This is a genomic window from Pseudomonas sp. DTU_2021_1001937_2_SI_NGA_ILE_001 (assembly GCF_032463525.1).
Classification (GTDB): Bacteria; Pseudomonadota; Gammaproteobacteria; order Pseudomonadales; family Pseudomonadaceae; genus Aquipseudomonas.
Genome location: NZ_CP135971.1, coordinates 5,521,942 through 5,535,124, shown reverse-complemented (window position 1 = coordinate 5,535,124; position 13,183 = coordinate 5,521,942). Strand labels below are relative to the sequence as shown.

Genomic DNA, 13,183 nt, shown 5'->3' with positions numbered 1-13,183 from the left:
TCCTCACCGATGGAACATCGTGAAGCGCTGATCGCGCTGCGAAGCTTTCTTTCAACCCAGATCCTCGGTCAGGACAAGCTGATCGACCGGCTGCTGATCGCCCTGCTCGCCGACGGTCACATGCTGGTCGAAGGTGCACCAGGGCTGGCCAAGACCAAGGCCATCAAGGAACTGGCCGAGGGTATCGAGGCACAGTTCCACCGTATCCAGTTCACCCCCGACCTGCTACCGGCCGACATCACCGGCACCGAAATCTACCGCCCCGAAACCGGCAGTTTCGTATTCCAGCAGGGTCCGATCTTCCACAACCTGGTCCTGGCCGACGAAATCAACCGCGCGCCAGCCAAGGTGCAGTCGGCGCTGCTCGAAGCCATGGCCGAACGCCAGGTCAGCGTCGGGCGCAGCACCTACGACCTGTCGCCACTGTTCCTGGTGATGGCCACCCAGAACCCCATCGAGCAGGAAGGCACCTACCCGCTGCCCGAGGCGCAGCTCGATCGCTTCCTGATGCACGTCAAGATCGGTTTCCCGGATGCCGCCGTGGAACGCAAGATCCTCCAGCAGGCCCGTGGCGAGGCGCTCAATGGTGAAACCAAGCCGGAGCGACGGGTCAGCCAGCAGGCGATCTTCGCTGCACGCAAGGAAATCCTCGGCCTGTACATGGCCGATGCGGTGGAGGAATACCTGGTGCAACTGGTCATGGCCACCCGCACCCCGGCCAAGTTCGACCCGGAACTGGCCGAGTGGATCGGCTATGGCGCCAGCCCGCGCGGCTCGATCGCCCTCGACCGCTGCGCCAGGGCCCATGCCTGGCTGGCCGGGCGTGACTTCGTCAGCCCCGAGGACATCCAGGCGGTGCTGTTCGACGTGCTGCGCCATCGCATCATCCTGTCATTCGAGGCCGAGGCAGCCGGCATCGACCAGGACCGCGTGACCCAGCGCATCCTCGACGTCGTGGCTGTCGCCTGAGACCATGCCGTCTTCTTCCGTCATCCAGCCGGGTATCCGGGTCAGCCTGCACGAGCTGATCGAGATGCGCCATCGCGTGCGCGAGGTGCAGCTGTTCTCGACCCCGACCCGGCGCAGCCCGCTGATCGGCCTGCACCACTCCAAGCTGCGCGGTCGCGGCGTGGACTTCGACCAGGTGCGGGTCTACCAGGCGGGCGACGACGTACGCAACATCGACTGGCGGGTCACCGCACGCACCCAGGAACCCCACACCAAGCTGTTTCACGAAGAGCGCGAGCGGCCGATCTTCATCATGGTCGAGCAAAGCCGACGGCTGTTCTTCGGCTCCGGGCTGATGTTCAAGTCGGTCCTGGCGGCCCAGGCCGCTGCCCTGCTCGGCTGGGCGGCGCTGGAGCACAACGACCGGGTCGGCGGCCTGGTGTTCGGCGACCACGAGCACTACGAGATCAAGCCGCGACGCAGCAAGCAGAGCCTGCTGCAACTGCTCAACCGCCTGGCACGGGTCAACCAGTCGCTGCATACCGAACTCGCCGCCGAGCGCGATGCCTTCGGTACGGCCTTGCGCCGGGCGCGGGAGGTGCTGCGCCCGGGCAGCCTGGTGATCGTGCTGTGCGACGAGCGAGCCCTGAGCGAGGGCGCCGAACAACAATTGAGCCTGCTGTCACGGCATTGCGATCTGCTGTTGCTGCCACTTTCCGACCCGCTGGACCGCGCCCTGCCCGCTGCCGGCCTGCTGCGCTTCGCCGAGCGCGGTGCGCAGCTGGAGCTCGACACCCTGGATGCCGACCTGCGCCGCAACTACCGCGCCCAGGGCGAAGCCCGCTGCGCACGCTGGGAACGCCTGGCGCAGAAGCTGCGCGTCCTGCTGATGCCGCTGAGCACGCAGACCGACCTGGTCGAGCAACTGCGGGAATTTCTCAACGCCCGGCGGCCGGTGAAACAGCCATGAATCCTCTCGACCAGCTGCAACCGCTGATCGCCCCGCCGCTGCCCGGCTGGTGGCCGCCCGCGCCAGGCTGGTGGCTGTTGCTCGCCCTGCTGCCGCTGGCCGCCTGGGGCCTGTCGCGCCTGTACCGGGTATGGCGCAGCCGCTCGCCACTGCCACGCGCCGAACAGCCATTGGACCCGCTGCGGGTGGCTGCGCTCGCCGAACTGGCCAGCCTGCCCAAACCCTATGACGCGGCACCGGCCGGCGCCTGGCTGCAGCATATCAACGGCCTGCTCAAGCGCCTGTGCCGCAACCAGTACCCACAAAGCCAGAGCCATACCCTCAACGGCCGCCAGTGGCTGGCGTTTCTCGACAACCGCTGCCCGGCCGCCGGCCTGACCCGCTGGATGGTACTGGTCGAAGGCGCCTACAAACCCGAATGCAAGCTTGACGACAAGGCCATCAATGGCCTGACCCAGTCCGTCGAAACCTGGATCCGCAAGCATGTTTGAGTTCGCCTGGCCCTGGGTCTTCGCCCTGCTGCCGCTGCCCTGGCTGATGCGCGTGCTGCTGCCGCCCGCCGACAACGGCGAAGCGGCGCTGCGGGTCAGTTTCATCAGTGAGCTGGAAAGCCTGAAAGGCCGTCGCGCCAGGGCCAACCTGCCGGCCTGGCGCCTGCGCGCGCCGTTGCTGCTGATCTGGCTGCTGCTGCTGGCGGCGGCGGCGCGTCCGCAATGGCTGGGCGAACCGCTGCCCATCGCCGCCAGTGGCCGCGACCTGCTGGTGGCGGTGGACGTTTCCGGCTCCATGGATTACCCCGACATGCAGTGGCAGGGCGAGGATGTCAGCCGTCTGGCGCTGGTGCAGCAACTGCTCGGCGACTTCCTCGAACACCGTGAAGGCGACCGGGTCGGCCTGATCCTGTTCGGCAGCCAGGCCTTCGTGCAGGCGCCACTGACCTTCGACCGGCACACCGTGCGGGTCTGGCTGGATGAAGCGCGCATTGGCATTGCCGGCAAGAACACCGCCATCGGCGATGCCATCGGCCTGGCGCTCAAGCGCCTGCGCCAGCGCCCCGCCGAAAGCCGGGTGTTGGTGCTGGTTACCGACGGCGCCAACAATGGCGGGCAGATCGACCCGGTGACCGCCGCACGCCTGGCCGCCGACGAGGGCGTGCGCATCTACCCCATCGGCATCGGCGCCGACCCTGACAACGGCGGCATCCAGAGCCTGCTCGGGCTGAACCCCAGCCTGGACCTCGACGAGCCGACCCTGCAGCGCATCGCCCAGCTCACGGGCGGGAAATATTTCCGCGCCCGCGACGGCGACCAGCTCGAGCGTATCCGCACCACCCTCGACGCCCTGGAGCCCGTCGCCCAGCAGCCGACCCAGGCACGCCCCGCCCATCCGCTGTATGCCTGGCCTCTGGCCGTGGCGGTGCTGCTGAGCATGCTGTGGGTGATCGTCGAGCTGTGGCCGAACAACGCCGTGCAGCGCCTGCGCAGCCGCCTGGGCCAGGCCGCGGCTGCCGTGCGGCTGCGCCTGAAGCGTCCGGGAGGCCGACCATGAGCGCGCTCTGGCCGCACTGGCTACGCCCCCTGTGGCTGCTCGCCGTGCCGCTGCTGGCCTGGCTGCTGTGGAAGCTCTGGCACCGCCAGAAGCGCGCCGGGCGCTGGCAGATGCTGCTGCCGCCGGCCTTTCACCATGTCCTGCTCAACGGCGGCAGCGGGCGCGGCAGCAAGCAGCCCTGGCTGGTGCTGGGGCTGGCCTGGCTGCTCGCGGTCCTGGCCCTGCTCGGCCCCAGCTGGCAGCGCCTCGAACAGACCGGGCAGAAACCCGTCGACCCACTGGTGGTGGTGCTGGAACTGACCCCACAGATGCTCGCCGCCGACACCCAGCCCAGCCGTCTGGAATATGCCCGCCGCAAGCTGCGCGACCTGCTGCAGGCGCGCAGCGAAGCACAGACCGCCATCGTGGTCTATTCCGGCAGTGCACATACCCTGGTGCCGCTGTCCGATGACCTGGGTACCAGCCAGAACCTGCTGGAAGCGATCCGCCCATCGATCATGCCCAGCGTCGGCCAGCGCGCCGACCTGGGCATCGGCAAGGCCCTGGCCCTGCTGCGCCAGGCCGATCTCGGCCAGGGCCGCATCCTGCTCATTGCCTCGGACCTCAATGCCCAGGAACGCCAGGGCATTCTCGCGCAACTGCGCGGCCAGGCGCCGGCGTTGAGCATTCTGGGCATCGGCACCGCCGAGGGCGCACCGGTGACCCTGGAGAACGGCGGCCTGCTGCGCGACGAAAACGGTGCGATTCTGGTGGCCCGCCTGGACAGCGCCGGACTGCGGGATTTCGCCGCCGAAACCGGCGGCCGCTATCGCCAGGCACGTCCTGACCTGGAAGACCTGCGCGACCTGGGTCTGCTCGACGGCCCGCAACAGATGAACCGCGACGGGCGCCTGGTGCATCTCGACCGGCGCGCCGACCAGGGTTACTGGCTGCTGCTGCCGCTGCTTCTGCTGGCAGCCTGCGCGGCACGCCGCGGCTGGGTCTTCGCCCTGGCCCTGTGCTGCCTGCTGCCACGCCCGGCCATGGCCTTCGATTTCCAGGACCTGTGGCTGCGCCCCGACCAGCAGGGCCAGCGTCTGCTGCAACAGCAGCGCCCGGCCGAAGCAGCCCAGCACTTCGAGGACCCGCGCTGGAAAGCCATCGCACTGTTCGACGCCGGCGACTATTCCGGCGCCGCCGATTACTTCGCCAAGGGCGAGACGGCTACCGACCACTACAACCGAGGTAACGCCCTGGCCATGGCCGGTGAACTGGAAGCCGCACTGGACGCCTATGACCAGGCCCTGGAACGCCAGCCGGACTTCGCGGCCGCACAGATCAACCAGACACTGGTGCGTCAGGCCCTGGAACAGCGGCAGCCGTCCCAGGACAAGGACCAGCAACCCGCCCCGAGCGAAGACAACGAGCCACCACCAGAATCGGCAGCACAGCAGCAGGACGCCGCGCGGCAGCAGGACCCGGCGCAGACCGACAGCGCCACGCGGGATGACAGCGAGGCGGCGGCCAAGGCCGAAGGCAGACCGGCCGACAGCGATGCCCTGGACGCCGCCGACGACACCACGCGTCCGCCCGTGCCGATGCCCGATGCGCCGCTCGACGGCGAGCGGCGCCAGGCCCTGGAACACTGGCTGCGGCAGATTCCCGACGATCCGGGTGAACTGCTGCGCCGCAAGTTCCGTTTCGAACAGCAACACCAGGAAAACAGCCGATGAGCCGCGCCTCTTCTTCGTTGACCGGCCTGCTGCTGTGGCTGGCCCTGTCCTCCAGCCAGGCGGCAGAACTGACCGCCCAGGTCGATCGCACCCGCCTGAATGCCGGCGAAACGGTGGAGCTGACCCTGGAAACCCACGACGTCACCCAGTTCGGCAAGCCCGACCTGAGCGTCCTGGACCAGGCCTTCGAGGTCCGCGACACGCGCCAGGTCAACAGCCTTACCACCCTGGACGGCACCAGCCAGGCCAACACCCGCTGGCTGATCACCCTGTTGCCCCGGCATACCGGCAGCGTCGAGATTCCCCCGGTACAGCTGGGCGACTCACGCAGCCAGCCGGTGATCCTCCAGGTGCTGCCCGGCAATGCCCAGGAAACCGGCAACGAGCTGGCGCCGGTGTTCATCGAGGCCAGCCTCGACAAAGACACCGTCTACGTCCAGGCGCAGGCCGTACTGACCCTGCGCATCTACCATTCGGTATCACTGTTCGACGACAGCAGCCTGAGCCCGCTGCAACTGCCCGATGCGCGCATCGAGAAGCTCGGCGATACGCCACTCACCTACGAAAAGCTCATCAACGGCATCCGCCATGGGGTGATCGAGACCCGCTACGCCATCTACCCGCAGCAGAGCGGACGGCTGAAGATTCCCGCGCTGGTGTTCAGCGCCACCCAGGTGCAGACCAACAGTGCCGCCGGCCCCGGCCAGCAGCAGGCACTCAACCCCTATGGTCCGCAACCGGGCAAGGCATTGCAGGTCAGCTCGGCGGAGATCAGCCTGCAGGTCAAGCCGCGTCCTGACGTATGGCCCGCCGACCGCCCGTGGCTGCCGGCCAGCGCGGTGAATCTCGAAGAAAGCTGGAACCCCGAGACCACCCACCTGCAGGCCGGCGATTCGGTGACCCGCACCCTGACCCTCAAGGTCGAAGGGCTGTCCGCCTCGCAGTTGCCGCCGCTGCCCGAACAGGACCTGCTCGGTCTGCGGCGCTACCCGGACCAGCCGCAACTGAGCAACCAGCCCGGCGAGCGCGGGTTGACCGGCAGCCGCAAGGAAAGCGAAGCCCTGGTGCCCAACCGTCCCGGCAGCATCGACCTGCCGGCCGTGGAACTGACCTGGTGGAATACCCGCGAAGACCACATCGAACACAGCAGCCTGCCGGCGCGCACCCTGGAGGTGAGTGCCAACCCCGGGCTGGCGGTGGATACGCCGGTGGGCGGCGAGCAGGGCCTGCTGCCTGCCTGGCTGTGGCTCTGGCAGCTGAGCACGCTGTTCTTTGCCTGCACCACCCTGCTGGGCCTGTGGCTCTGGTGGCGGGCCCGCGGCCTGCCGGCCGTGGCACGTGCGGCGCAGGCCGGCCCCAGCCCGCGCAGTGTACTGGACGACCTCAAGCGCGCCTGCCTGGCCAACGACCCACAGGCCACCCGCCAGGCCCTCGACGCCTGGGCGCGCCAGCAACCCGAGACCCTGGCCGACATGGCGGCGCGTTTCGTACCGCTGTCCGACGCCCTGGATGGCCTCAATGGCGCGCTGTACAGCGAGACGGGCCAGCTGTGGCTGGGCGAGGAACTGTGGCGGGCGATCCGCAGCCTGCCGACCGTCGAGCACGCCGAGAATTCCGGCGGCGATGCCGGGCTGCCGCCGCTGTACCCGAAATGAATGCCGGTCGCGCCGCCCCAAGCGCTGGGCGGCGCGACCGCTCCGTATGATCGACAAGGTAATGCCATGCGTTTGTTCCACACCTCCGACTGGCACCTGGGCCAGCACCTGCATGGCCAGGAACGCGACTTCGAGCATCAGGCCTTCCTGGCCTGGCTGCTGGCCCGCCTGGCCGAGCGACGCCCCGATGTACTGCTGATCGCCGGCGACATCTTCGACACGGTCAACCCGCCGGTAAAAGCCCAGGAGCGGCTCTACGAGTTCATCGTCGACGCGCACGAACAACAGCCAGCGCTGACCATTGTGATGATCGCTGGCAACCACGACTCCGGCTCACGCATCGAGCTGCCCGCCCCGCTGATGCGCCGCCTGCGCACCCACGCCCTGGGCCGGGTGCTGTGGCTGGATGACGGCACGCTGGACACCGAGCGTCTGCTGGTACCGCTGCCCGACGCCAGCGGCGAGGTACGCGCCTGGTGCTTGGCCCTGCCGTTCCTGCGCCCGGCGGAAGTCACCGGCGCCCAATTGGGCGACGACTACCTGCAGGGCATTGCCCAGGTGCACCGGCAACTGATCGAGGCCGCGCAAGCCAGACGCGATGCGGGTCAGGCGCTGATCGCCATCAGCCACGCGCACATGGCCGGCGGCAGCGTCTCCGAAGACTCCGAGCGCAGCCTGATCATCGGCAACGCCGAAGCCCTGCCAGCCAGCCTGTTCGGCGAACAGATCACCTACGTGGCCCTCGGGCACCTGCACAAGCCGCAGCAGGTCAACGGCGAAACGCGGATCCGCTACAGCGGCTCGCCGATTCCGCTGTCATTCTCGGAAATCGGCTACAAGCACCAGATTCTGGAAATCACCTGCGACGGGGAGCGACTGGTCAGCGTCGAACCGCTGCTGATCCCCCGTGCCGTGCCCTTGCAGCGCCTGGGCCCGGCGCCCCTCGACGCCTTGCTGGAGCAGTTGCAGGCCCTGCCGAACGTCGACCTGCTCGACGAACCGGAACGTCAGCCCTGGCTGGAGGCGCGGGTGCTCCTCGACCAGCCGCAGCCGGACCTGCGCAGCCGCATCGAGGCGGCGCTGCAGGGCAAGGCGGTACGCCTGGTGCGCATCGCCGCCGAGTACGCCGGCCAGGCAGGCGCCCCGGAAGGCAGCGACGCTGAGCTGATCGCCCTCGAACAACTGACGCCTCAGGAACTGTTCCGTCGCGCCTGGCTGGACAACTACGGCAACGAGGTCGACACCCAGACCCTGGACGACTTCGCCACGCTGCTGCGGGAAGTGCAGGAGGAGCAGGCATGAAGATCCTCGCCATTCGCCTCAAGAACCTGGCCTCGCTGGCCGGTCCCTTCGAAGTGGACTTCACCGCCGAGCCGCTGGCCAGCGCCGGGCTGTTCGCCATCACCGGCCCCACCGGCGCGGGCAAAAGCACCCTGCTCGACGCCCTGTGCCTGGCACTGTTCGGGGCCGTGCCACGGCTCAGCCGGGTCGGTCAGTCCAAGGTGCCGGACGTCGACGGCGAGATCACCACCAGCGACCCGCGCACGCTGCTGCGTCGTGGCACTGGCAGCGGCTACGCCGAGGTGGACTTCGTCGGCATCGACCAGCGCCGTTATCGAGCCCGCTGGGAAACCAACCGGGCCCGCGACAACGCCAGCAAGAAGCTGCAGGCCAGCCGGCAGATCCTCACCGACCTGGACAGCGAACAGCTGCTGAGCAACCAGAGCAAGCGTGAATTCGAGCAACTGATCGAGCAGCGCCTGGGCCTGAACTTCGAACAGTTCACCCGCGCCGTGATGCTGGCGCAGAGCGAGTTCAGCGCCTTCCTCAAGGCCGACGACAAGGAGCGCAGCGAACTGCTGGAAAAGCTCACCAACACGGCGATCTACAGCCAGTTGGGCAAGCGTGCCTTTCTCAAGGCCAACGAGGCCCGCAAGGCCCTCGAAGAGCTGACCCTGCAGGCCACCGGCATCGCCCCCCTGGCCGCCGAGGCGCGCACCGAACTGGACCAGCAACTGACCCAGGCCCAGGCGCAGCTGAAAAGCCAGCACGCCCAATTGAAGACGCTGGAACAGCAGCAGCAAGCGCTCCTGGAGCAAAGCCGCCTGGAAGATGAAGCCCAGGCCGCGCGCGAACACCTGCACAGCGCCGAGCAGTACGGCCAGCAACTGGCTGGCGAGCGCCAGACCCTGGAACAGCTCGAGCGCCTCGGGCCGCAGCGGCATCGCTTCGCCCGCCAGGCGACGCTGACCACGCAGCTGTCGCCGCTGGCCCGTTCGATCGCTCAGCAACGTGCTGAACAACAGCACATGGACGAACTGCGTCAACGCCTGCAGGCCGACAGCGACGCTGCCCAGGCCGCTCTGCTTGCCGCTCAGCAACAGGCTGGGGAGGCACGCGGGCCGCTGCAGCAGGCGTTCGAGCTGCAGAACACCCTGAGGCACCAGGCCAAGGCCCTGCAAGACCTCCAGGCGACATGCCAGCAGAGCGAGCAGCAAATCCACGAGGCCCGGCAGGGCCTTGAAGACCTGCAGGAGCGCCAGCAGCAGGCCGACCAGCGCCTGACCACGGTCGCCGAACGCCTGCAGCTCAGCGTCTCGCTGGCGGCCCTGGTCCAGGGCTGGAGTGCCTGGGAGGACCGTTTCCAGTCGCTGATTCAGGCCGCCAACCGCTGGCGCCATGGCCAGCAGGAACTGCCTGCCCTGGAGCAGGCCGCTCATCGCGCTGCCGAACGCCTGACCGAACGCAGTGAAGCCCTGCAGTTGCTGTACCGCGAAGCCGACTGCGAAGTCGAGGCAGTGCCCGAACAGTTGCAATTGCTCGGCGAACTGCTGCAGGACAACCGCCGCCAGTGCCGTGTGATCGAGGACCTCAAGCGGCTGTGGAGCAACCATCAGGATCTGCAGCGGCAGCACCAGAGCCTGGGCGAGCAGTTGCGTAGCGCGGCAGAGGAGCGTGAGCAGCTGGCCAGCGCCGGAAGCGCGCTGAATGAACAGCTCAAGCAGGCCGAACAGGCTTTCAGCGTCACCCGCGAGCTGCTGGAGCGCCAGCGCCTGGCGCGCAGTGCCAGCGTGGAAACCCTGCGCAACCAGCTGCAGGACGACCAGCCCTGCCCGGTGTGTGGCAGCGTCGAACACCCCTGGCATCAGCCCGAAGCCCTGCTGCAGGGCCTGGCGGAGTTCGACGACAACGAACTGGCCCAGGCCGAACAGACCGTAGAGCGCTTCAAGGAGCGCCGCAGCCAGCTGCGTGAGCAGTACGGGGTATTGACCGCGCGCATGAAGGACCTGCTGGGCCAGCAGGAGCAGGTGCAAGGCCAGCTGCAGGCGCTGGACGACAGCCTGCACCAGCATGCACAGGCCAATACGCTGCTGCAGATCGGCGCCGAACAGCGCGCGGACTGGCTGGAGCGCCAGCACCAGCAGTTGGAACAGACCGTCGCCAAGGATGAACAACGCCAGCAGGCCCTGCTCGATCTGCAACGCCATGCCGCCAGCCTGCAACGCCAGCGCCAGGAAGCCGAGCAGGCCAGCCAGCAGGCCCGGCAGCTGCTGGACGACCAGCAGCGTCAGCTCGGCGCTGACCGCACGCGCCTCGACGAAGCGCTGGGAGCACTGGCACCGTTACTGCCCGCCGAGACCCTGCAGGCGCTGCATGACGACACCTCGGCCACGGTGATGCGCCTGCAGCAGCAGGTTGCCGAGCGCCAGGCCCTGCTGGAGCAGCAGCGCGATGAAGAGCAGGAGCGAGAGCAACGGCAGAAGGCCCTCGAAAAACAGCAGCAGGCCCAGGACAGCCTCACACAACGCCATACCCAGTTGCAGCAGCAGGTAAAGCAGCTGGACGAGCAGCAGCAGGCCACGCGCTCGGCGCTCAGCGCCCTGCTCGGCCAGCAGGCCAGCGCCGAGCACTGGCAGCAAGCCCTCGAACAGGCCGTGGAGCGGGCTCGCAGTGCACAGGCACAAGCCGCCCAGGCCCTGCAGGAACACCAGGCGCGAGCCATCCAGCTGGCCGCCGAACTCAAGGCCAGTGAACAGCAGCACCAGGCTCTGCAGGAGGAGCAGGCCGGGCTCAGCGAACAGTTGAACGCCTGGCGCGCCCAGCACACGGAGCTGGACGACACGACGCTGCAGCGCCTGCTGGAATTCGACGACGCCCACCTCGAAGACCTGCGCCAGCGCTTGCAGGCCAGCGACAAGGCTCTGGAGCAAAGCCGCGTGCTGCTGCAGGAGCGCGAACAACGCCTGGCTCAGCAGCATGCCCGGCATCCCGACCTGCCCGATGCCACGGCGCTGGAGCAGGCCATGCAACAGGTACACGAGCGATGCGCGGCGCTGGACCAGCAGTGCGCCGACCTGCGCGCCCAGGTCAGTGAAGACCAGCGCCGTCAGGCCGCCAGCGCCGAGCTGCAGGCCCGCATCGAGCAGGCCAGCGCCGAGCGTCAGCGCTGGGGCCGGCTGGCCGAGCTGATCGGCTCCGCCGAAGGCGACCGCTTCCGCAAGATCGCCCAAGCCTACAACCTCGACCTGCTGGTGCTGCATGCCAATGCACAGCTGCGCCAACTGGTACGCCGTTATCGGCTCAAGCGGGGTGGCAGCCTGCTGGGCCTGCTGGTGATGGACACCGAGATGGGCGACGAGCTGCGCTCGGTGCATTCGCTGTCCGGCGGCGAAACCTTCCTGGTGTCCCTGGCGCTGGCCCTGGGCTTGGCCTCCATGGCCTCGAGCACCCTGCGCATCGAGTCGCTGTTCATCGACGAAGGCTTCGGCAGCCTGGACCCCGAATCCCTGCAACTGGCCATGGATGCCCTCGACGGCCTGCAGGCGCAGGGCCGAAAGGTCGGGGTGATCTCCCATGTGCAGGAAATGCACGAACGCATCGCCGTGCAGATCCGCGTGAAGCGCCAGGGCAACGGCCTGAGCCAGCTTGAAGTGGGGTCCTGAACGCGGGGCGGAGCGCTGTTCGATTAAGCGCCTTGCGGCCTTGTGGGGGCGAGCTTGCTCGCGAAAGCGCCAGGAAATTCACTGCATCTATTGTGAACATACGGTCGCTTCGCGGCTGAAGCCGCTCCTACCCGGCCTGACTGACCCGTATTGGGCTTCAGCCGGGGTGCGGTTCGCGGTCCCTTCAGCTCCGCTCGCCCTCAACGACCTGGTGAGACTGGATTCAGCCGGGAATCGGGCTGACCCAGGTTAACGACAGAGGCCGATCCCACCCGGTGGGTGGGACCGGCCTGAGCCGCCAATCGGGTTGGCCCTGGTGCACGGCTGAAACCGCTCGCACCGGGGGCAGTGCTAGAGAGTGACGACGGTCACCCCTGCCGTCTCGAACCGATCCATGTTCATCAGCGCCTCGATGGACGCCTCCAGGCTGATGGTCTTGCCCACCAGTTTCTCCGGCGCCAACTTGCCGGAGGCGATCATCGCCAGCATGGCGTCGTAGCGGTGCGCCTGCATACCGTGGCTGCCCAGGATCTCCAGCTCATAAGCGATGACCCGGCTCATCGGGATTGCCGGAGTGCTGTGGTCGGCCAGCATCAGCCCCACCTGTACGTGCTTGCCGCGGCGACGCAGGTTGGCGATGGAGTTGAAGCAGGTGCTCGGATGCCCCAGGGCATCCAGCGAGACATGCGCCCCGCCCTGGGTGATTTCACGCACCGCTTCGCAGACGTCCGCCACCTGGCTGGCATTCACCGTCGCCACCGCGCCAAGGGCACGCGCCAGGTCGAGCTTGTCGTCGGCGATATCGATGGCGACCACATTGGCGCCCAGGGCCTGGGCGATCATCACCGCCGACAAGCCCACGCCACCGCAACCATGGACCGCCACCCATTGCCCGGCGCTGACCTTGCCCTGGTCGACCACGGCGCGGAACGAGGTGACGAAACGGCAACCCAGGCTGGCGGCCGTGGCGAAGTCCATGTGCTCGGGCAGCGCTACCAGATTGAGGTCGGCCTGATGGATGCCCACGTATTCGGCGAACGACCCCCAGTGAGTGAAGCCAGGCTGGAACTGGCTGTAGCAGACCTGCTGGTTGCCGCTGTGGCATTCCGGGCAAGCGCCGCAACCACCGACGAAGGGCACGGTGACCCGGTCGCCGACCTTCCAGCGCGTGACGTCCTTGCCCACCGCCGCCACCACACCGGCCAGCTCATGGCCCGGCACGTGAGGCAGCTGGATGTCCGGGTCGTGGCCTTTCCAGCCATGCCAGTCGCTGCGACAGACGCCGGTGCCCTTGACTTGGACCACCACGCCATGGCGCTCGGGAGTCGGATCGTCCACGGTCATGATCCGGGGCGGTTGGGAAAAGGCTTCGTAGACGACCGCTTTCATGGGTATCACCTCTGAAGA

Annotated in this window: 9 protein-coding genes; 8 read left to right on the top strand and 1 reads right to left on the bottom strand. The window is 68.0% G+C overall.

The window, feature by feature from the left end; translation table 11 throughout:
- Nucleotides 1-9: 9 nt before the first annotated feature.
- From RRX38_RS24425 to RRX38_RS24390, 8 genes are all read left to right on the top strand, one after another.
- Nucleotides 10-969 carry an AAA family ATPase gene (locus tag RRX38_RS24425; RefSeq protein ID WP_295477472.1) on the top strand — a complete coding sequence of 320 codons (960 nt, stop codon included), beginning with the start codon at nucleotides 10-12 and terminating at the stop codon, nucleotides 967-969.
- Between the two features lie 4 nt (nucleotides 970-973).
- Nucleotides 974-1,918 carry a DUF58 domain-containing protein gene (locus RRX38_RS24420; RefSeq protein WP_295477474.1) on the top strand — a complete coding sequence of 315 codons (945 nt, stop codon included), beginning with the start codon at nucleotides 974-976 and terminating at the stop codon, nucleotides 1,916-1,918.
- Nucleotides 1,915-2,409 (top strand): DUF4381 domain-containing protein, encoded by a 495-nt coding sequence (locus RRX38_RS24415; protein WP_315960990.1) that lies wholly within the window; start codon nucleotides 1,915-1,917, stop codon nucleotides 2,407-2,409. The genes RRX38_RS24420 and RRX38_RS24415 overlap by 4 nt, the downstream gene beginning before the upstream one ends.
- The gene (locus RRX38_RS24410) at nucleotides 2,402-3,466 is read left to right on the top strand and encodes a VWA domain-containing protein (RefSeq protein WP_315960989.1); all 1,065 of its coding nucleotides are present in this window, start codon (nucleotides 2,402-2,404) and stop codon (nucleotides 3,464-3,466) included. Before RRX38_RS24415 ends, RRX38_RS24410 begins: the two co-directional genes overlap by 8 nt.
- Nucleotides 3,463-5,178: a VWA domain-containing protein gene (locus RRX38_RS24405; RefSeq protein WP_315960988.1), complete on the top strand. Its 1,716-nt coding sequence runs from the start codon at nucleotides 3,463-3,465 to the stop codon at nucleotides 5,176-5,178. Before RRX38_RS24410 ends, RRX38_RS24405 begins: the two co-directional genes overlap by 4 nt.
- On the top strand, nucleotides 5,175-6,833 hold the full coding sequence (locus RRX38_RS24400; RefSeq protein WP_315960987.1) for a BatD family protein: 1,659 nt from the start codon (nucleotides 5,175-5,177) through the stop codon (nucleotides 6,831-6,833). Before RRX38_RS24405 ends, RRX38_RS24400 begins: the two co-directional genes overlap by 4 nt.
- Before the next feature lie 66 nt (nucleotides 6,834-6,899).
- Nucleotides 6,900-8,135 carry an exonuclease SbcCD subunit D C-terminal domain-containing protein gene (locus RRX38_RS24395; protein ID WP_315960986.1) on the top strand — a complete coding sequence of 412 codons (1,236 nt, stop codon included), beginning with the start codon at nucleotides 6,900-6,902 and terminating at the stop codon, nucleotides 8,133-8,135.
- Complete coding sequence (locus RRX38_RS24390) at nucleotides 8,132-11,776, top strand: AAA family ATPase (RefSeq protein ID WP_315960985.1); 3,645 nt, start codon at nucleotides 8,132-8,134, stop codon at nucleotides 11,774-11,776. Before RRX38_RS24395 ends, RRX38_RS24390 begins: the two co-directional genes overlap by 4 nt.
- Before the next feature lie 351 nt (nucleotides 11,777-12,127).
- On the opposite strand, the gene RRX38_RS24385 is transcribed toward RRX38_RS24390, so the two are convergent.
- Nucleotides 12,128-13,165, bottom strand: a complete 1,038-nt coding sequence (locus tag RRX38_RS24385) for a zinc-dependent alcohol dehydrogenase family protein (RefSeq protein ID WP_295469956.1) — start codon at nucleotides 13,163-13,165, stop codon at nucleotides 12,128-12,130.
- Between the last annotated feature and the right edge of the window lie 18 nt (nucleotides 13,166-13,183).

What these genes read in the sequence shown, in the direction of transcription:
- RRX38_RS24425 (WP_295477472.1), top strand. Translation starts at nt 10, where the DNA reads ATGGAACATCGTGAAGCGCTGATCGCGCTGCGAAGCTTTCTTTCAACC.
- RRX38_RS24420 (WP_295477474.1), top strand. Translation starts at nt 974, where the DNA reads ATGCCGTCTTCTTCCGTCATCCAGCCGGGTATCCGGGTCAGCCTGCAC.
- RRX38_RS24415 (WP_315960990.1), top strand. Translation starts at nt 1,915, where the DNA reads ATGAATCCTCTCGACCAGCTGCAACCGCTGATCGCCCCGCCGCTGCCC.
- RRX38_RS24410 (WP_315960989.1), top strand. Translation starts at nt 2,402, where the DNA reads ATGTTTGAGTTCGCCTGGCCCTGGGTCTTCGCCCTGCTGCCGCTGCCC.
- RRX38_RS24405 (WP_315960988.1), top strand. Translation starts at nt 3,463, where the DNA reads ATGAGCGCGCTCTGGCCGCACTGGCTACGCCCCCTGTGGCTGCTCGCC.
- RRX38_RS24400 (WP_315960987.1), top strand. Translation starts at nt 5,175, where the DNA reads ATGAGCCGCGCCTCTTCTTCGTTGACCGGCCTGCTGCTGTGGCTGGCC.
- RRX38_RS24395 (WP_315960986.1), top strand. Translation starts at nt 6,900, where the DNA reads ATGCGTTTGTTCCACACCTCCGACTGGCACCTGGGCCAGCACCTGCAT.
- RRX38_RS24390 (WP_315960985.1), top strand. Translation starts at nt 8,132, where the DNA reads ATGAAGATCCTCGCCATTCGCCTCAAGAACCTGGCCTCGCTGGCCGGT.
- RRX38_RS24385 (WP_295469956.1), bottom strand. Translation starts at nt 13,165, where the DNA reads ATGAAAGCGGTCGTCTACGAAGCCTTTTCCCAACCGCCCCGGATCATG.